Source organism: Nonomuraea mangrovi, from assembly GCF_042681425.1.
Taxonomy (GTDB): domain Bacteria; phylum Actinomycetota; class Actinomycetes; order Streptosporangiales; family Streptosporangiaceae; genus Nonomuraea; species Nonomuraea mangrovi.
The window spans coordinates 1-19119 of sequence record NZ_JBHUFV010000106.1 but is presented as its reverse complement, the minus strand read 5'-3'; the positions used below and the strand labels follow the sequence as shown (position 1 = coordinate 19119).

The 19119-nt window shown below is 69.8% G+C and carries 17 protein-coding genes and 1 tRNA gene; 5 read left to right on the top strand and 13 right to left on the bottom strand.

Annotation, left to right across the window (positions count from 1 at the left end):
• Positions 1-14: 14 nt before the first annotated feature.
• Positions 15-311 carry an FmdB family zinc ribbon protein gene (locus ACFSKW_RS53745; RefSeq protein ID WP_379583490.1) on the top strand — a complete coding sequence of 99 codons (297 nt, stop codon included), beginning with the start codon at positions 15-17 and terminating at the stop codon, positions 309-311.
• On the opposite strand, the gene ACFSKW_RS53740 is transcribed toward ACFSKW_RS53745, so the two are convergent.
• The gene (locus ACFSKW_RS53740; RefSeq protein WP_379583488.1) at positions 308-2281 is read right to left on the bottom strand and encodes an MFS transporter; all 1974 of its coding nucleotides are present in this window, start codon (positions 2279-2281) and stop codon (positions 308-310) included. The genes ACFSKW_RS53745 and ACFSKW_RS53740 overlap by 4 nt on opposite strands.
• Positions 2282-2536: 255 nt before the next feature.
• On the bottom strand, positions 2537-6172 hold the full coding sequence (locus ACFSKW_RS53735; RefSeq protein WP_379583487.1) for a WD40 repeat domain-containing serine/threonine protein kinase: 3636 nt from the start codon (positions 6170-6172) through the stop codon (positions 2537-2539).
• 1156 nt (positions 6173-7328) lie between these two features.
• Here ACFSKW_RS53735 and ACFSKW_RS53730 point away from each other — a divergent pair.
• The 3 genes from ACFSKW_RS53730 (at position 7329) to mscL (ending at position 9675) form a co-directional block, all read left to right on the top strand.
• Positions 7329-8135, top strand: a complete 807-nt coding sequence (locus ACFSKW_RS53730; RefSeq protein ID WP_379583485.1) for an S-methyl-5'-thioadenosine phosphorylase — start codon at positions 7329-7331, stop codon at positions 8133-8135.
• A gap of 524 nt (positions 8136-8659) precedes the next feature.
• On the top strand, positions 8660-9253 hold the full coding sequence (cpaB, locus tag ACFSKW_RS53725; RefSeq protein ID WP_379583483.1) for a Flp pilus assembly protein CpaB: 594 nt from the start codon (positions 8660-8662) through the stop codon (positions 9251-9253).
• A 23-nt stretch (positions 9254-9276) separates the two neighbouring features.
• The gene (mscL, locus tag ACFSKW_RS53720; protein WP_379583481.1) at positions 9277-9675 is read left to right on the top strand and encodes a large conductance mechanosensitive channel protein MscL; all 399 of its coding nucleotides are present in this window, start codon (positions 9277-9279) and stop codon (positions 9673-9675) included.
• Between the two features lie 51 nt (positions 9676-9726).
• Here mscL and ACFSKW_RS53715 read toward each other — a convergent pair whose 3' ends face one another.
• The 3 genes from ACFSKW_RS53715 to ACFSKW_RS53705 all read right to left on the bottom strand — a co-directional run bounded on the left by ACFSKW_RS53715 (position 9727) and on the right by ACFSKW_RS53705 (position 12372).
• Positions 9727-10329 (bottom strand): plasmid pRiA4b ORF-3 family protein, encoded by a 603-nt coding sequence (locus ACFSKW_RS53715; protein ID WP_379583479.1) that lies wholly within the window; start codon positions 10327-10329, stop codon positions 9727-9729.
• Positions 10330-10609: 280 nt separating this feature from the next.
• A complete protein-coding gene (locus ACFSKW_RS53710; protein WP_379583477.1) occupies positions 10610-11626 on the bottom strand; it encodes a D-alanyl-D-alanine carboxypeptidase family protein in 1017 nt (338 codons plus the stop codon).
• Between the two features lie 275 nt (positions 11627-11901).
• Positions 11902-12372, bottom strand: coding sequence for a hypothetical protein (locus ACFSKW_RS53705; RefSeq protein WP_379583475.1), 471 nt, complete (start codon positions 12370-12372; stop codon positions 11902-11904).
• Between the two features lie 151 nt (positions 12373-12523).
• Here ACFSKW_RS53705 and ACFSKW_RS53700 point away from each other — a divergent pair.
• Positions 12524-12596, top strand: a tRNA-Arg gene (locus tag ACFSKW_RS53700).
• A gap of 607 nt (positions 12597-13203) precedes the next feature.
• On the opposite strand, the gene ACFSKW_RS53695 is transcribed toward ACFSKW_RS53700, so the two are convergent.
• The 8 genes from ACFSKW_RS53695 to ACFSKW_RS53660 form a co-directional block, all read right to left on the bottom strand.
• Positions 13204-13968: a class I SAM-dependent methyltransferase gene (locus ACFSKW_RS53695; RefSeq protein ID WP_379583473.1), complete on the bottom strand. Its 765-nt coding sequence runs from the start codon at positions 13966-13968 to the stop codon at positions 13204-13206.
• 144 nt (positions 13969-14112) lie between these two features.
• Positions 14113-15474, bottom strand: a complete 1362-nt coding sequence (locus ACFSKW_RS53690) for a tyrosine-type recombinase/integrase (protein WP_379583471.1) — start codon at positions 15472-15474, stop codon at positions 14113-14115.
• The gene (locus ACFSKW_RS53685) at positions 15471-15662 is read right to left on the bottom strand and encodes a helix-turn-helix transcriptional regulator (RefSeq protein ID WP_379583469.1); all 192 of its coding nucleotides are present in this window, start codon (positions 15660-15662) and stop codon (positions 15471-15473) included. Before ACFSKW_RS53685 ends, ACFSKW_RS53690 begins: the two co-directional genes overlap by 4 nt.
• Positions 15659-16990: a replication initiator gene (locus ACFSKW_RS53680; RefSeq protein ID WP_379583467.1), complete on the bottom strand. Its 1332-nt coding sequence runs from the start codon at positions 16988-16990 to the stop codon at positions 15659-15661. The genes ACFSKW_RS53685 and ACFSKW_RS53680 overlap by 4 nt, the downstream gene beginning before the upstream one ends.
• A 244-nt stretch (positions 16991-17234) precedes the next feature.
• The gene (locus ACFSKW_RS53675; RefSeq protein ID WP_379583465.1) at positions 17235-17396 is read right to left on the bottom strand and encodes a hypothetical protein; all 162 of its coding nucleotides are present in this window, start codon (positions 17394-17396) and stop codon (positions 17235-17237) included.
• Between the two features lie 13 nt (positions 17397-17409).
• Positions 17410-17736, bottom strand: coding sequence for a hypothetical protein (locus tag ACFSKW_RS53670; RefSeq protein ID WP_379583463.1), 327 nt, complete (start codon positions 17734-17736; stop codon positions 17410-17412).
• A gap of 17 nt (positions 17737-17753) precedes the next feature.
• Entirely contained in the window at positions 17754-18374 is a 621-nt protein-coding gene (locus ACFSKW_RS53665; RefSeq protein WP_379583461.1) for a DUF2637 domain-containing protein, read from the bottom strand.
• A 22-nt stretch (positions 18375-18396) separates the two neighbouring features.
• Positions 18397-19119, bottom strand: a 723-nt coding sequence (locus ACFSKW_RS53660; protein WP_379583459.1) for an FtsK/SpoIIIE domain-containing protein, incomplete at its 5' end; no start/stop codon positions are given.

Below are 19119 nucleotides of genomic sequence, written 5' to 3'. Positions count from 1 at the left end.
CTGAGGAGGAGCGCGTGCCCACGTACCAGTACGTCTGCAATGACTGTGGCGAGCCACTCGAGGTCGTCCAGAAGTTCTCGGACGACGCCCTGACCGTGTGCCCCAACTGCGAGGGGCAGCTCCGCAAGGTGTTCTCGGCCGTCGGCATCGTCTTCAAGGGCTCCGGCTTCTACCGCACCGACAACCGCTCGTCGTCCTCGACGACCACGTCGACGACGACCCCCGCGAAGTCCACGGAGAGCACGAGCACCAGCTCCAGCGCCCCCGCTTCGACGCCCGCGCCCGCGCCGGCTCCCGCGGCCTCCAGCTAACGAGGCCGGTCGGCGTCCGCGCCGAGCAGTTGCGGGCACAACGTGTCCAGCAGCCGGTGCAACTCGGGATGTGCGCCCCAGTCGGCGACCAACTCCCTGAGCCCGTCCCTGGCGCGTGCGAGCAGGACCGCCGCGACCTTGTCGCCCTCGGCCGTGAGCCGCAGCGACTCGCCGTCCGCTGAACGCCTGACCAGTCCGGCGGCCACCAACTGGTCGGCGTACGGCTTGCCCTCCGCCCGCGTGACCTTCCCGCGGTCGGCCAGGTCCTGGCCGCGCACCCATCCCTCGCCGTCGAGCCTGGTGATGATCCAGACGCCTGCCGGAGGGATGCCGTCGAGCCCGGCCAGCAGGCCGAGCCTGGCGTAGTAGTTCCTGCGCAGGTCGGCGTCCGCCAGCCGTACCAGACCGCGCTCCACCTCGGCCAGGGAGGAGCGCTCCGCCGAGGTCGCGCCCAGGCCCTCGCCGATGTCGACGGCTCCCACCGTCTTCCTGAGCGGCTGTTCCGGGATGAACCACGACAGCAGGAACGCCATCAGCATGATCGGCGTGGCCGCCGTGAACACGGTGGAGATGGCGTCGGCGTAGACGTGCAGGAAGTCGGCCGCGAGCGCGGGCGGCAGCCGCTTGATGATCGTCGGGTCGGCCTGCACCTGCGCGGGGTCGAACCCCGCGGGCAGCCGCACACCCGCGATGAGCTGCCGCAGGTCCTCGTCGAGCGTCGCGGTGAAGATCGACCCGAGGACGGCGACGCCGAACGAGCCGCCGATCGAGCGGAAGAACGTGGCGCCGGAGGTGGCCACGCCCAGGTCCTCGTAGCCGACCGCGTTCTGGACGACGATGACGAGCACCTGCATGGTCATGCCGAGCCCCACGCCGAGCACGAGCAGGTCGACGCTCATGGTGAGCGTGGAGCTGTTCTCGGTCAGGCGCGAGAGCAGGAACATCCCGATCGTGGCCACGGCCGTGCCGACGATCGGGAAGAACCTGTAGCGGCCGTAGCGTGAGATGGCCTGGCCGCTGATGATCGACATAGTGAGCATGCCGGCCATCATCGGGAGCAGGTGGATTCCCGACAGGGTGGCGCTCACGCCGTACACGACCTGCATGAACAGCGGCAGGTACGTCAGCGCGCCGAACATGCCGAACCCGACGACGAAGCCGACCACGGACGACATCGTGAACGTGCGCGAGGCGAACAGGCGCGGCGGCATCACCGGCTCGGCGGCCCGCCTCTCCACGAACCACCAGCCCGCCAGCATCGCCACCGCCGCCAGCCCGAGACCCCAGATGACCGGGTCGGACCACGGGAAGGTCGTGCCGCCCCACGTCGCCAGCAGGACCAGGCAGGACGTCGCGCCGCCCAGCAGGACGATGCCCGCGTAGTCGATCGTGTGGCGGGTGCGCGTGGTACCGCCGGGCAGGACGGCGACGATCACCGCGAGGGCGACGGCGGCCACCGGCAGGTTGACGTAGAAGACCCAGTGCCAGGACAGGTTGTCGACGAAGAAGCCGCCGAGCAGCGGGCCGACGATGCTCGACACGGCGAAGACGGCGCCGAAGAAGCCCTGGTACTTGCCACGCTCACGCGGCGGGACGACGTCGCCGACGATCGCCTGCGCGAGCACCATCAGCCCGCCGCCGCCGAGGCCCTGCAGCGAGCGGAAGGCGATGAGCTGCCCCATGGACTGGCTGAGACCGCAGAGGGCGGAGCCGATGAGGAAGATGACGATCGCGGTGATGAAGAGGCCCTTGCGGCCGTACTGGTCGCCCAGCTTGCCCCAGAGCGGGGTGGAGACGGTGGAGGCGAGCAGGTAGCCGGTGACGACCCAGGAGAGCTGCTCGAGACCGCCCAGGTCGCTGACGATGGTGGGCAGGGCGGTGGAGACGATGGTCTGGTCGAGGGCGGCCAGAAGCATGCCGAGCATGAGCGCGACGATGATCAGGCCTAGGCCTTTGCAACGCTCTGGCATGGTTTCTTCTCCTTGAGGCGCTCGTACGGCCGAGCATACTCTTTGCGATCATTTGTTCACTCACCGGAGTAACCGCACGCCGTAGCCTCGCCACCGCCGGTGGATCCGCACGCGTCGCCTCGCCGGCGCCGGAGCATTCGCACGCCGTAGCCTCGCCACCGCCCGTCGATCCGCACGCGTCGCCTCGCCGGCGCCGGAGCATTCGCACGCCGTAGCCTCGCCACCGCCGCCGGTGGACCGCCGGCTGGGCGTCGGTCAGCGGCCTGGGTCGCCCGGGTAGGGGAGCTCGGGGATGTGGCGCCGCCACTCGTCCGCCGAGATCGGGCCACCTGCGCGGGCGCGGACGGCCGCGGCCGCCCTGCCCCGCTCGATCGGGAACGCCCGGAGCGAACCGTCGCCACCGGCGATGTACAGGACGCCGTCGCCGAAGGCCAGCGCCGCTACGCCCTCCGGGTAGCCGGTGATCGGAAGGCCCATGGCCCTGCGGCCGTTCAGGTCCCACAGGCGCACCACGGAGCCGTCGCTCACGGCGAGAACGCCCTCCGGCGAGATGCTCACGTGCTCGCCCGCGAGCTCCTGCCCGGCGAAGGCGTAGCCGACGCGCCGCCACGTCCGGGTGTCGAGCAGCACGAGCCTGCCGCGGACCAGCGCGTCGCTCACCGCCAGCGTGCGCCCGTCCGGACTGAAGGCGGCGCCCGACACGACCATGTGCCCCTGGATCCCGACCCTCCTGCCGGACCTCACGTCGAACACCTGGAGCCCGCCCCCCTCGGGGTCCTTGGACGCGAGCACGCCGCCGTCACGGCTGAGGGCGGGGCCGGTTCCCGCGGGCAGCCGGCCCGTCCGCCTGCGGGCGGCCACGTCGTACACGTCGACGGAGGAGCCGGCCACCACCGCCATGACGCGGCCGTCCGGGCTGAACGCGGCGTGCGATCCGGGGAACGAGCCGAGCTTGGACCCGGACTCGACGTCCCACAGGACCACGGCCGAGGCGGTGGGGACGGCCACCGTCCGGCCGTCCGGGCTGAGGGCGGGCGCCCCGACGTCGTCGCCCACGCCGGGGACCTTGGCGATCCGCCGCCGCGTCGCGGTCTCCCACACGGTGACCCACGCCTTGTGGGCGAGGGCCAGCCGCTTCCCGTCAGCGCTGAAGCCCGCGCCCGCGAGAGCGGAGAACAGCCGGAACCGCGGGCCGGGGAGTCCTGGAAGCACGGCCGGCGCGGTAAAGGCCGAGATGTCCACCGTGACGACAGTGGCCTCCGTCAGGAGGCGCACGGTCCGCCCAGCCGTCCGGATCGCACCGGCGCCCCCGCCGATCTGCACGACGTGGGACATCACCGGTTCGAGGTCGTCGATCCGCCACAGCCTGAGCGTCCCCTCGTCGCCCAGCGCCGCCACGAACCCGCTGTCGGGAGTGAAGGCCACCTGACCCTTGTACGGCAGGTCGAGGTCGTCGTTGCTCCGCCACGCGCCCTTGGCGACGTCCCAGAGCCGGAACGACGACTCCCCCGTCCGCAGAGCGAGGACGCCGCCGTCGGGGCTCCAGGCCATGGCCTCGGCGGGCAGTCCCGACAGGATGCGCCGCCGCTGGAGGTCCCACACCTTCCAGGTTCCGTCGTCCAGCCCGAACGCGGCCAGCCTGTCCCCCGGGCCGACGACCATGGCGGACGCCGCGGGAAGCCCGGTGATCCACCGGCGCCCTGCGACGTCCCAGAGCGACGGCCGAGAGGTCGCGGCGTCGCTCGCCACGAGCATCCGTCCCGTCGGGCTGAAGGTCGCCGTGCCCGCAGGGAGCGCGGCCCCGACCGGCCTGCCCGAGGCCACGTCCCACAGCCTGACCTTCTCGCCCGCGGCCAGCGCCAGCGTGCGGCCATCGGGGCTGATCTCCACGGCCGAGACCCCCGCACCCACCCCCTCGAACGAGGTGACCTCCCCCGTACGCCGGTAGAGCCGCACCCTTCCCCCGGCCACCGACACGAGGGTGTCGCCGTTCGCGCTCAACGTCCGCACCGCGCCCGGCGGGGACTCGGGGTCGGTGAACGTGGCCACCTCCGGCTGGGCGAGCGAGCCGTACAGGGCGGCGCGGGCCTCCATCACAGGGGCGAGATCGGCGGCCGCGACGCTGAGCCGCATCGCGGTCACCGGCTCAGGCCCTCGCAACTCCTCCGCCCGCGCCGCGACGACCCTGGCCATGGACTCCAGGTGCTGTTCTGCCATGACCCGCCGCTGCCGGTCGGCGACGACGGTGGCCACGATCGCGACCACCAGCAGGACAGACAGTGCGGTGATCACCAGCCCTCGCCGTCTGGAGGCACGTCGCGCCAGGGCCGTACCCGCCTCGAGGAACGCGGCCTCACGCCGGGTCAGTGTCAGATGCCGCCTGCCGGTCGCCGCCCAGCGGAGCGCCTCCTCCAGCGCCGCGCCGCGGTAGACGTCGCCGCCGGTCTCCCAGCGGCGGGCGGCGTCGCTCAACGCGCGATGGATGGGCAGGCCGTCCCGCTCCTCCTCGATCCAGCCCCTGAGCCTGGGCCAGGCCCGGTGCAGCGCCGGATGGACGATCGCGACCGAGTCGTCGAGCAGCCCGGCGGAGCGGTAGGCGCGCAGAACCTCCGCCGCCTCCTCCGGCAGCTCTCCCGGCGGAACGGTGCGGGTCATCTGGTCGTCGGTCAGCCGCAGGAACACCTGAGGGGCCATGGCCTGGTCTGATGAGCCGAGCCCCTCGTAGACCGCCTCGGCGACCTCACCCAGCGACGGGTCCTCGTACGGGGTGTCCAGGGCCACCGCCGCCGGAGAGACCATCGCATCGAAGCCTGTCACCGGGATGCCAGCCGTTTGGACGCCCGCCTGGAAGTCCTTCGGGGAGCTCGCCGCCTGGGAACCCGCCGCATGGCCACCCGTCGCCTCGGAGTCCATCGGGGAGATCGCCGCCTGGTGACCCGCCGCGTGGAAGTCCTTCGGGGAGCTCGCCGCCTGGGAACCTGTGGCCGGGGAGCCTGTTGCCTGAGAACCCGCCGCATGGCCGCCCGCCGCCTCGGAGTCCATCGGGGAGATCGCCGCCTGGGAACCCGTCATCGTGGAGGCCGTCGTCTGGGAAGTCACGGGGCGGCCGCTGCCGAGCAGCCCCAGCAGCAGCGCTCTGGCACCAGGCCGGTCCTCCGGCCGTTTACGCAGCGCCGCCGACACCAGTGAGCGAAGTGGCTCGTCCAGCACGCTCACGTCGGGATCCATCGTGAGAACGCGGTGCATCACCCCGCCCAGGCTCTCGTCCTTGAACGGGTCGGAGCCGGTGGCCGCGTAGAGGATCACCCCGCCCCACGCGAAGACGTCCGCGGGCGTCCCCGCCCGCTGCCCGGTGAACACCTCGGGCGGCATGTACGTCGGCGTCCCCGCGACGAACCCCGTCGAGGTCAGCGACATCTCCGGAGTGCGCGCCACCCCGAAGTCGATCACCCTGGGCCCGTCGGGGCCGAGCATCACGTTGTCCGGCTTGAGATCCCGGTGGATCACCCCCGCCTCGTGGATCGCGGCCAGCGCCGTCGCGACCGCCGTCGCCAGCCGGTACAGCCGGTCCCCCGCCAGCGGGCCCGCCCCCTCCACGGCCTCCCGCAGGCTCGGCCCCGCCACGTACTCACTGACGATGTACGGCTCCGCCGCGTCCAGATCGACGGCGAGGATCTTGGCCGTGCAGAAGGAGGCGACCCGGCGGGCCGCGGTGACCTCCTTCGCGAAACGGACCTTGTCGGAGGTGCGAAGCACCTTGATCGCGACCCTGGCGCCGGAGTCGTCGTACGCCTGGTAGACCACTCCCTGCCCGCCCGCGCCGAGCCGCCCGGCCAGCCAGTAGCCGCCCAGCCGCTGAGGGTCTCCGGGGAGAAGAGCCTCCAGGTTCATCCCACGACCTCCCAGGGGTTTCATGCGTCGGAGGTTTGACGTCGTCGATCCCCCACAAGTTGTCGGCGCGGGGATTCCACCCCTTGTGACCAGCGCAAGTATCGCGCGACGAGGGAAGCCCCGGCCAACCACTGCCCGCCCCCACAGGCTGCCCGCCCATCGATCGACACGACGCGCAGGACGCCCAGTAGGCGCCACCCCAGCCCCGCAATGACACCCGCAGCCACCATCACTCCAACCGGCACCACACGCAACCAGGCGTCATCATCCAGCCAGCACCACACCCCGCGCGCACCACCACCCCAGCCCGCGATCACACCCCCGCAGGCCTATCACCACACGCGCGCAGACATCATCACCCAGCCGACACCACATCCCGCGAGCACCGTCACCCCAGCGTTCGACCACACCCCCGCAGGCCCAGCGGCCCAGCCAAACCACGCGCGACCAGACGTCATCACCCAGATACACACCCCGCGGGCATCATCACCCCAGCCTGCGACCACACCCCGCCGGCCGTCACCACACCGCGGCAGACCCATCACGGTCACGTCCAGCACCACACCCGCACAGAACCATCACCCCAGCCAGCACCACGCGCGCAGTGCACCATCACCCCAGCCAGCACCACACCCGCACAGAACCATCACCCCAGCCAGCACCATGCGCGCAGTGCACCATCACCCCAGCCAGCACGCAGACCACCGTCACCCGCGCTACACCATCCGGCACCATGTCCCCCACGGCATCGTCCACGAAGCCCGCTCCAGCACCCCGTCTGCCCCACCGCACCACTGCCTTGTCCGCGCCCGCCCACCTCGCAAGGCGGACCGAACGCCCAGCAACCGTCAAGCGGACCCGCTCCCACCGCCGCCAACCCCACCGGCTGCCTAGCCACCGCCGACGCCGACGCACGTCTGGCGACACCGCCATGGGAGGCCGACCGACCGCACATCTGGCGGCATCGCCTTGAGAGACGGCCTCGCCAGTGGACGGCGCCGACGCGGTCACCACGCCTCGGACCCGTCGCCTCACCCCAGGCCCCGAGCCATCGAAGAGACCCACCCCGCCGAGTTATCCACAACCCCCACCCGTTATCCACAGAACCCGGCTCCACTTGCCCTCCCACCCACCCCTTCCCGCTAATCTCTCGCCCATGGTCACTCGCGCAGACATCGGCGTCATCGGCGGATCGGGGTTCTACTCCCTGCTCGACGACGCCCAGGAAGTCGAGCTCACAACGCCCTACGGTCCGCCGAGCGACGTGGTAACGGTCGGGCGCATCGGCACGCGCTCCGTGGCCTTCATCCCGCGGCACGGCCGCGACCACCGCTACCCGCCGCACCGCATCCCCTACCGCGCCAACCTCTGGGCGCTCCGCTCGCTCGGCGTCCGCCAGGTCCTGGCCCCCAACGCCGTCGGCTCCCTCCAGCTCGAGCACGGCCCCGGCGCCATCGTGGTGCCCGACCAGCTCATCGACCGGACCTCCGGCCGCATTCAGACCTACTACGACGCCGGCGGCGCCGTCCACGTCTCCTTCTCCGACCCCTACTGTCCCGACGGCCGCGCGGTCGCCGTCTCCGCGGCCCGCTCCGGCGGCTGGAACACCGTCGACGGCGGCACCCTCGTCGTCATCGAGGGTCCCCGCTTCTCCACCCGCGCCGAGTCGCAGTGGTTCGCACGCAACGGCTGGACGATCGTCGGCATGACCGGCTTCCCCGAAGCCATCCTGGCCAGGGAACTCGCCCTCTGCTACACGTCGCTGTCCCTCGTCACCGACCATGACGCGGGCGTGGAGGCGGGCGAAGGAGTCACCCACGACGAGGTGCTCCGCTTCTTCGCCACGAACGTGACCAAGATGCGCACGCTCGTCTCCGACGCCGTGCAGGCCCTCCCCGAGGAGCGCACCTGCTCCTGCGGCTCCGCCCTGGACGGCATCAAGCTCCCCTTCGACCTGCCCTGACCCTGCGCCGGGACCGCAACCCACAAGATCCCGGGGTGCCCAGAGTTCCCGCCCATTCCTCCGCACGCTCCGTGCCCACGGAGCCCTCCCCACGGCGCAGACGGCCGAGCGCGGCATCCCGCTCGGCTGCAGGGTGGTAGTCCGTCGGGAGGGCAGCGGACCCTCAGCCGCGAACCCGCCAGGCCGCCCCGTACAAAGCGCCTCCTGACCGAGCCCGCACGTCATCGCGAATCACCTCCTGACCGAGCCCGCACGTCATCGCACGTCACCTCCTGAGCAAGCCCGCCTGCCACCACAAACCGCCATCTCGCCGGCGGGCCCGCCATCTCCCCGGCCAGCGCGCCCGCCTCCCCCGGCCAGCACACCTTCCATTACCAACCCCCCGGTCAACGGCCGCCATCACGCTCCGCCTCTCAGCCACGAGCGTCTTCCCTCGCGCCCTGTGGTCGCCGCGCAGCGCCTTGGACCCCGGCCGCCCCACCCCGTCATCAGATCCCCACTCCACCGATCCTCTGGAGTCACCCATGCGCGCCTGGATCCGCGCCTTCGGGCGGCGACGCCGGCTGATCGCGGCCGCGCTCGCCGCCCTCTCTCTCGCATGCGCGCTCACGGTCCTCCGCCCAGGCCCAGGCCCGACCACCACCGTCCTCGTCGCCGCCAAAGACCTCAAACCTGGCGTCCTCCACGAAGGCGACCTCCACAAGGCCCGGCTCCCCGCGGAGGCCGTACCAGACGGCGCCCTGACCACCGGTGCCGTCGGTCGCACCCTCGCCGCCCCCATGCGCCGCGGCGAGCCCCTCACCGACGTACGCCTGCTCAACCCCGCCCTTCTGGCCACCCTCCCGCCGGGTACGGTCGCCATGCCGGTCCGGATCGCCGACGCCGACGCCGTACGCCTGCTCTCCCCTGGCGACGCCATCGGCGTGCTCGCGGCATGGGACACCGGCCAGCCCGCCCAAACCGTGGCAGACCGGGTCCCGGTCATCACCATCCCCGCAGGAGAGACCGACGGCGGCGCGCTCATCGTGCTCGCGGCCAGCCCCGACCAGGCCAGAATGCTCGCCGCCGCCCAAGCCGGCGGACGCCTCTCAGTGACGATCAATCCGCACTTACAGTGATGAAGCCGATACGATTTGTGACTATGAGCGGATTCAAGAAGTTCCTCGTCCAGGGCAACGTCATCGATCTGGCCGTCGCGGTGGTCATCGGCGCGGCGTTCGGCGCCATCGTCACGTCCTTCGTCGCGGACCTGCTGACTCCCCTGATCTCGGCGTTCGGCGGCCTACCCGACTTCAGCTCCCTGACGCTCAAGGTGGGCGAGGCTCAGTTCAGGTACGGCAACTTCCTGAACACGCTGGTGTCCTTCGTCGTCATCGCCGCGGTCGTCTACTTCCTGGTCGTCAGGCCGTACTCCCGCTACAAGGAGCGCGCCGCAGGACGCGAAGAGGTCGCACACCGCGAATGCCCCGAATGCCTGTCCGAGATCCCCAGGGCCGCCTCCCGCTGCTCGCAGTGCTGCGCCGAAGTCGCCCCCGTCTAGTGCAACGCCGCGTTGATCCTGCGAGGGTCCTGCGTCGCTCGGGAGGGCCGGTCAGTTCTTGGTGAGGACTGTCGCGAGATGGGACAGCGCGTTGTTGGTGGCGACGAGGTCGAAGGCCGCGGGGTCGAACTGGTCGGCTGACTCCAGGCCCAGCCATTCCAGCCGCTCTTCATGTTCGTCATGGGCGGGGTCGGCAAGGACTTCCAGCAGATCGCCGTATCCCCAGATGCCGCCGCAGTCTTCGGGTGGGCAGGCACGTCGCCCCGCCAGACACCGAGGGTAGGCGATGCCCGGCTCGGCGGGGATGACAGCCTCGATCTGGAGGGTGTGCTCCCAGTCGTCGCCGAAATCGTAGGTGTAGCCCAGGCGGTCCCCAGGTGCAGGGGTGACATGATCAAGGCGCTTGGTGGCTGCGTTGGCGATGCGCAACTCGCGGTCGGCGACTCCATAACGGCCCATGGCGTTCTCGAAGACCCACATGTGGTAGTCCTCCCAGCCGAACGCGGTCTGCAGGACACGGTGCAGGCTCGCCAGCGTGATAGCGGAAGGCACTTCCAGCCGCCGCCAGATGGGCGGCCGGGATCCGGCCAGCGTGACCTTGATTCGATGAGCGGCTGGCGTGCTTGGGGTGCCGGGGCTGCGCTGGGAGGCCATGGACGGCATCTTGCCGCACCACGGTCACGGACATGCCGGACGGCTCGAAATGATCACAATGGTTGACCGAGACATTCCAAGCCCGCCGCGCCCCGACGCGCAGTCCGTTCACCGTGACCTGGCCGGAGCACACGACGCTGGTCCAGATAGCCCGGTCGCGGACTGAGGCCGCTGCGGCGCGTTCAACAGCCCAAGGCCGCCGCCGCAGAGAACTCCACGCCGCCATCACGCGTGAGCTGGGCCTGCATATCGCCAAGAGCACCGACTCCGGGCCCGCCCGTCAGGGCAATGAGTCGATCTTCGGGTCGTACTCCCAGTGCCAGGGCTCGTAAGGGTTGCTGTAGGCCCAGTCCGGATGGAACCAGCCATACCGCTTCGAGTTGGCCTCCATCCACCTGAACTGCGCCGTGCCCGCGCTCTGCACCCCACCACACAGGTCCACGGCCATACCGAGCCCGTGGTTGCTCCGCCCCGGCACCGCCGCGAACCCAGGCCTGCGGTAGTAGACCGACTGCTGCTCGGCCAGCGTCCGGTACGCGTCGGTGACGCACATCTGCTGCCCGAACTGCCTCTTGTACGCCTCGTTGAGCGACACGAAGGCGATGGCCGCGTCCGCCCGCAGCAGGTGCCCCCGCTGCTGGATCGGACACAGGATGCTCTTCGGGATGAGCCCGTTGGGATAGTCGGTGGTCGCGTCGATGCGCAGCGGATTGCACGCGAACGCCGCACGACCCACCTTGTCGATCTTGATGCCCATCTTGACCAAGGCCTTCGTCAGCGACTGCACGACCTTGTCCGACCGCTTCGTCAGCGTGGCGACCTCCGCCTCCACCTGAGCAGCGGCCAACAGGTTCGTGGCCCGCATCTCCTGCGCCTCGGCGGCCAGCCGCTGCTTGTCCGCGTAGGCCTTCGAGATCTCGTCCACCTGCAGCTGCCTGGCCTGCGCGAGCACGCTCGCGTCGCTCTGCGAGCGCATCAGCGCCATGCTCGCGTCCCCGTCCCCGGACAGGAACGGCGCGATGCCGTCCGCCACAGGCTGCTGGTACACCAGCTCCACCAGGTCCGCGATCGGCCGCCGCATCTGCGTCAGCGTCGCCTGCGCCGCCGACAGGTCCTTGAGCTTCTTGTTGAGCTGGTCGTTGGCCGCCTTCAGATCACTGGTCCGCTTGTCGAGCACCTTCTGCGCCGCCGCCAGCTCGTTGGCGGCCTTCTCGGCTTCCTTGCGCAGCGCCGTCAGGTCAGGGGCGGCCGCCAAGGAGTCGGCCACCGCGCCGTCTCCGACAGCACCCTCCACCACGCCGCCCCCCACCACCGCCTCGACAACGGCGTCGGGCAGGGGGTCGCCAGCATGGGCAGGCCCAGCCGGAATCCCCACAAGCACCGAAGAGATCGCCGTGACGACCGCGATCAGACCCACTGATCGAGGGGCTGACACGTTCGATTCCTCCGTTTGCGAACTCGTTACCTGGGTCAGGCACGCACGTTACTACAGCCGTCTCAGTGTCCGGACCGAACTCCCGACAGCCGTTATGCTCCGAACGCGCCATTTACGTATCTTCCAAGCCCGGATTCCTACGCCTGCCTCCGCTGATACTCCTGACAGAGCTCCCACAACCAGGTCTCGGCCCACTCGTCAGGACAGCCGCTCCGTACCGGCTGCTGCCTCGAACGCCGCTCCCGCTCCGGCCGCGGCCGCGCCTCCACCGGCCTCTCAACGACCTCCTCAGGCCTGGGTACGGCAGCAGCCCCCCGCTCCCGCCGTTCCACCCTCAACGGCAACGGCACCAACTCGCGGTACCTCCGGTCAGCGTGCGGCGGCGCGGGCGCGAGCATCGGCGCGAACGCCACCCGCCCGCCACGCCGCTCCGCCACCACCCGACCACCGCCCTGCCGTTCACTCATCCCGGCGGCACCGACGGCCGCGTCGTACCCCACGAGCTCCCCCGCCAGCAGCCCCCCGGCCAGAATCGCCGGCGCGAGCAACGCCGCGAACAGCGCCACAGGCCGCCCCGCGCCCCGCCTACTTCGTCGCTTGCTGGTCACGAGCGCGACGTTAGCCACGCGGCGTGTCTGATCACGGGACCGCTTGTCATGCCTTTACCGCAGATCAGAGCACCCATGACTGATCCGTCGAAACTTACCTGGGCCTGATGTCACACGCACTGCTCGTCTTTCGCTAGGCTTGGGTGCGTCCGCCTCCGTAGCTCAGGGGATAGAGCACCGCTCTCCTAAAGCGGGTGTCGCATGTTCGAATCATGCCGGGGGCACACAGTTGATCAGCCATTTCGGCACCTGACCTGCGGCTTCTCAGTCGCAGGTCTTTTGCTTGCTAGGCCGCTGAGAGCAGCGGAATGCAGCCGTAGGCCAGTGATCGCGAACCATATGCGAACCGATCTTGAGAGGCTTGGCCCAGGTCAACGGCCTTTCTACGTCGGCGCATCGCCAGGCCGTAACGATCGCTGGCGGTGGCTGAGCACCGCACGGGGCTGGGGCGATCGCCGCCGCAGGGCCTCCTTCGTCGGCCCCACGGCATCGGTGACCGTGGCTGATGTCGTGCTCCGGCCCTCGCTGCCCGCGATCCTGGCCGCTCAAGGTCGTACGTCCTCGCTGCACTCTGGGCGCTCTCCACGGCGTGACTCATCATGGTTAGCGTGACCGAGGAACCTCTCACCGGTGGCAACAACGCCCTGGAAGTCGTCCGGGTTGGCGACCCGCGTTCTCTCTCGTCCCCTCGGACACGCGCCCATCAGCCGACGGAAGGATCAGGCCAAATGGAGTGCCCGCAGGCGAAGCTGGGGACGAATGAGCACTCCAGTCGGTGGGAACCGCCCGCTGAAACGCTCGGTCATCACAATTGATCGCTACTCGGCGCCGTTAATTGGCTTCTAGAACGAAGAACAGGAAGCTCAGGAACCTCGGGCCGGTGATCTCGCGGAGCTCCTCGGGGAACAGTTCGCGGGCTTCCGGCACAAACGGCGGTTCGCTGATGACGCTGATGCGAAAGCCCGCCGCGGTGAAGGCTTCGGTCATCGCGTGCAGCGGCCGGTCCCAGAACCTCATCTGGACGGTCTGCCCGCCCCTGGTCCATTCGTCGGTCCGGCTGCAGGTCTCGAAGTACTTGAACTTTTCCCCGGCCATGTGCTGAAAGAGAGTGATGCCGAAAGGATGGTGGACCGAGATGAGGAGTCGGCCGCCAGGCTTCAGCACGCGTCGCAGCTCGGCTAGTGTCGGTCCCCAGTCTTCCAGGTAGTGCAGCACCAGGGACGCGATGACGTCGTCGAATGCGCCGTCGGGGAAGGGCAGCGGGCTGGCCAGGTCGACGACCCGCAGATCTGCGTCGGCGCCCAGCCGCCGTCGGGCCATCTCCAGCATCCCGGCGCTCGCGTCGACGCCGGTCACGATGGCGCCTCGATCGCGCAACGCGGAGAACAGCGGACCCGAGCCGCAGCCGGCGTCGAGGATGCGCCTTCCGGTCACGTCCCCGGCGAGCTCCAGCATTGCGGGCCGCTCGTAGTACGCGTTCAGGAGGCTGGTCTCGTTCTCGGCCGCGTACCCCTCGGCGAGACGGTCATAGTCGTTAAAGGCGGGGGGACCTGCGGCCTCGACGTGATCTTCAGGGATGGTAGGCATGCGTGCCATTTTGACCCAGTTAGTCTCTATGACGCAGGCATATGGATCGCTTGTCGGACCAAGCGCTTCAATCTGGGAACTAATCACCCGTTTGGATGCTGCAAGCAGAAGGCCCCGGCGGTGAGGGCCGGGGCCGAGGTGGGCGAGGGTCAGCTATTCAAGAGCATCGTTGATCTTTCCGTTGATGTGGTCCTGCTGGCCGTCGATGCACTTGGCGTAGACGCGTAGCAGGACGTCCACGCTGTGACCGGCGCGCTTGGCGACCTCAGGGGCCGGGACGCCCGCGTTCAGCCAGAGCGAGACGGCAGCGTGCCGCAGGTCGTACGGCCGGGCGCCCAGGGATGAAGCGACCTGAGTGGGCGTGAAGGCCAGTCTGCGGGCTTCCTGCCAGACGTAGGAGTAGGCGGAGCTTGAGTAGGAGCCGCCGGTTTCGGTGCGGAAGACCCTGCCGTCCTCAGCGACGTCGTACGCCTCGATGTGCTCACGGAGGATGGCCACCAGGACCGGCGGGATCGGGATCTCCCGGGTCTCCTTGTCCGCCCGGTGCTTGAGCCGACGCGACTCGTGGGTCTGACCGTTGTCAGTCCAGCGCTTGGTTGCCTGGGGTCGCGCCCGCTCCAGGATGAGCAGCCCCCATCCCGACTCTGGCAGCGTGCAGTTCTTCTGCCTCAGGTCTGCCGCTTCCTCCGGGCGGAGCGCGGCGTAGTAGACGCAGGCAAACAACGCCTTGAGCCGGGCACCGCGCTTGCGCCCGACCTTGGGCACGGCGTCGAGGAGTTGCCGAGCTTGGGCCGGGCTCACGACCGTTCGAGGGTCAACGACGGTCACGGCCTTGGGCGGGGTCCACTTGATCTCATCGAGCGGGTTCGTCGTGAACAGCTTCTGTTCTACGGCTTGCTCCAGAAGGTGATGGAGGACTCCGCGCTTGCGCCGTACGGTGTTGGCCCCAGCGGTCTTGCCCCCGAAGGTGACCGCGATGGCGTCGAGGGCCAGGCGCAGCGTGCCAGCCTCGCCGAGGGCCGACATGGGCAGCGACGCCTTCTCCAGCCAGGCGAGAGCCGCGGCTTGCTCGCGGGGCAACTCTGTCCGCCTGTCTTCGGGCAGCAGCGCGTGAGAGCGGAGTGCCTGCCGTACCTCCTCTGCATCGGGACGGCCCGGAACGTCGGCCACCAGAGCGGGTACCAGCGTGAGCAGCGCGTAAGCGTCCGTCTCACGGGTGCGTGCCGCTGAGGTGCGCCAGCGGCGCAGGACATAGGACTGTGCGAACGCCAGGAACGACGGGCCGGAGGGCTCAGACTCCAGCATCGAGAGCGGGAGGCCCGTGGCCAGGTCGAAGGCTTCCCCCCGCTTCGCGGCCTGGCGGAGGTCGGACAGGAATGAATCGGCCAGGCCCTTCGTGCGGAAGGTCTTGCTCTTGGGCTTGCGCGCCACCGTCCAGCGAACAAGGAACGCCGAGGTCTTCCGGTCAGTACGGCGCTGGATCTCCCAGAACTTCACGTCGTAGCTGGTGTTCATGCGATCCCCCGGCGAGAGTCGAGCCACGACACGAGGTCACTGCGCCAAATGCGCAGCTCATGGTTCGGGAGCTGCACGCAGACCGGCGCGGTCCCGAGTTCACGCCAGCGGTAGAAGGTGCGGCGGGAAACCCCGCCCAGCTCGTCGAGGACCTGAACGACGGTGAGTAGCTCGTCACGGCGACTCATCGGGCACCACCGCCCATGTCCGGGAGGCGGGCGCCGGTCAGCGCGGCGACGAGGAGTTGATCCCCTGCGGAGTGGCCTTTGCCTGCGTACTCCCATTCGCTGATCACGAGGACGGTGTCCTCGTCGACGAGCGGGAGGCGGCCGGTGGTGATCTCGTGGTCGCGGGCGTGGTCTTCGCGGGCGGCGCGGAGTGCGCCGAGGGTGGTGGAGTAGCGGCGGGATCGGGTGGAGAAGTGCCCCTTGAAGCCGAGCATGTGCGCCCACTGGGTGAGCCGGAGGTCGGCCAGGTCCTCGATGGCACCCAGGCGCAGGCATTCGGCGATCAGGCGTTTGGCGTGATCGCGGAGGTTGAAGGCGTCAAGGTTGTCGAGGGGGTTGATGCGACGATCGAGAGTGCCGACGCATTCGGCGGCCTTGGTGGCGTACTTGGCGATGTAGCCCGCGACGGCTTGTTCGGTGAGTTCGCCGTCCAGGGTGATGGGGCGGATGTCGAGTTGAGCGCCCCACTTGAACAGGCGGGCCGGTTGGTCGTCGACGGCCGGGACTAGGGCGCTGACGACGCGGGCAGCGTGCCGTACTGCTTGCTCCAAGGCGTCGGCAGTGGCCCAGGCCGGAGGTGGCGTGGTGGGGCCGTCGGGTCCGTCGAGGCGGATGACGGCGTGGAAGTGGACGACGCCGCGCCGCTGGTATTCGGCGACTTTGGCGAAGGAGACGGTGAGGTGGTCGCGGAGTTCGCGCAGGGCCAGGCCACCGAGCTTGGCCAGGTGCCGGCGGAGGGAGTCGGCCAGGCGCTTCCAGAGGAGAGGGGCGAGGGCGTTGAAAAGGACCGAGCCGGTGTAGTCGTAGCAGTCGGGGCAGAGCGGTTCGCCGAGGCGAGGGTCGTCGGGTCGATGTTTGGCTGTGCAGGACATGACGGTGCCGTGCGGGCAGGTGGGCGCGTTGCGGCGGGCGTGGCACGGGCCGGTGTCTCTGCGGGTGTGAACCGCGCCGAAGGACGGGGCGGTGAGCGTGACGAACAGGGTCGGGTGGTCGGTCACCGTCTCGGGGACGCCCTTGCCGCCGATCAGGCCCGCGCGGATGAGGTGGTAGGTGTCTGCGCGGTAGATCTCGGCGCACGCTGGGCAGCGGGAGGCGCTGCGGGTCTTGCACGGCAGGCGCAGGACGCCGTCGGGTTCGTGGCGGGTGGTGTAGCGGTGCAGGAGTTGGCCGGTGACGGCGTCCCAGTGCTCGACCTTGCCGCGCAGGTGGATCGGTTGGCGGCAGCCGCCGGTGGCGCGGATCTGGGCGGCCCACCGGTCGTAGTCAGGGGCGTTGAGGCGGGTGATCAAGCCATTGATGAGATGCGCGTTGGTGCGGTTTGTGGGCAAGATGGAGACCTCCTTTCACTCGTTCGGGTGACGGGATGGCCCCCGACCTGGCAGGCGTCTTGGCGGATGTACGGCCAGGCCGGGGGCGCTGCACGTTATGCGCCGTGGTTGTCGATGCCGGTGCCGTGGCAGTCGGCGCAGGCCTCGCTGTCGGTGTCGAGGCCGGTTCCGTTGCAGGTGCAGCAGCGGTAGCGCGCCATTGAGGTCACCTCCCTTCGCGGGGTGTGGTGTTGACGTAGACCCGCCAGTGACGCGGCTTGGCACGGTCGGGGTAGGCGCGGGAGACGCCGGAGACAGTGAAGTTCAAACGCAGCCGGAACAGGGCGTCGATGATCTCGGCGCGGGTGCCGTCGAGGCGGATTCGCATGATCGTTGTCCTGTCAGGTGAGCGCGATGTTGTCGCGGTAGCTGTTGGCGGCCTCGTGGCGGGCGCGGGCGTCGGCGAGGATGGCGAGCGCCTCGTAGCGGACGGGGCCGAAGCTGAGCCCTGTCTTGTAGTGGCCGAACTGGAGGTCGTTGGGGTCGATCTCGCTGCCGAGGAGCGCGGCGACGTGGTCGATGTCGGCGCGCATCTCCTCGTCGTCGGCCTTGGGTGGGAAGTACAGGGCGGTGATGCCCTGCAGGGGCAGCGGGACGTTCGGGTTGGCCTCGAAGTAGGTGGCGAGGTCACGCAGCCCGGTGATGAAAGCGGTTCGGCGGTCGGTCATCGGTGTTCTCCCTTCGGTCAGGCGGTTCGCAGGGTGTGGAGCAGATCGGAGGCGAGTTGGTTGGAGACGCCCAGGCGGGCGCGCAGAGCGTCGCGGGTGATGGGTCTGCCGTGCTTGGCGTGGTGTTCGTCGGCGACGCGGCGGGCGTAGTCGAGCAGGGCGGGCGCGGGGCCGTCCTCCGGCTCGTCCTGCCTCTCGACATCGAGCTCCAGGACGGGCGTGAGTTCGGGGACGGCGGCCGGGGACGGCTCAGGACGGGCGGCCGTGCGGCGTTCGAGCATGGAGACGGCGATGAGGAAGGCGGCGGCCGGGGTGGCGGCGGTGATCCAGCCCCAGACACTCGGGCCGGCCTGGGCGAGGTTGGCGGCCAGGGATAGGACGATGCCGCCGGACAGGACGAGGACGGGCCAGGTGATCCGGCTCTGCCGTGCTCTGCCCGTGGTCTTGTCGCGTTGCCGTTCGCGGGCGGCCATGACGCAGGTGAGGTCGATGCAGACGGCCACCGCCCAGGACATCCAGCCGGTCTGTCCGTGGTCGGCGGCGGTGTCGCGGATGTGGGTGAACGATCCGGCACCCGCGATGACGGCCAGGACGACGACCGGGCCGGTGTCGAGCAGTCGGCAGGCGAAGCGTCGCATCGCCGCACCTCCTTTCCTGGGTTCAGGCGTTGACGGCGTGCGGAAGGTGGGCGGTGATCTCGTCCCAGGGCGGGGTGAGGTGGGCGTGAGTGCGGGCGGCGTGTTCGGCGGTCTGCTCGCTGACGTGGAAGGAGCGGGCGCGGTACCACTGGCCGTCCTGGGAGGCGACGATGGCGACGCCGGGTGTCTCGGCGGCGATGGCGCGGGCGGAGACGAGGGCGGCGGGGTCGAGGTCGCCGAGGGTCATGTTCGCGGTTTCGGGGTCGTTGACCCGGTGGCAAATGCGGCCTGAGCATTGGGCGCGCAGGGCGGTGACGCCGGGGCCGAGGTCGGAGCCGATGCGTTGGCCGCAGCAGAACAGGTAGATGCCGAAGGCGCGGCCGAGCTGAGCGACCCGCAGCAGCGCGGTTGAGGTGCGGGCGATCTCGTCTTTCTCGCTCTTGTCGGCCATCAGGTAGAGCTCCGCGAGCTCGTCGACCAGGACCACCACGGGAACGGGTCGAAGGGCGGGCGGGAGTTGCCAGATGTTGCGGGCGGCGGCTTGGCGGCACAGGCCCATCCGGTCGACCATGAGTGCGACCAGGTCGTCCAGGAGTGTGAGCGACTCGGTGCGGGAGGTGGCCAGGGCCGAGAGCCGCGGGCTGTAGGGGGTGAACTCGACGCCGCCCTTGAGGTCGAAGCCGACTAGGGCCTGTACGAGGTTGAGATCATGAGCCTTGAGAGGGTTCGCCTGCGCGATGGGCTC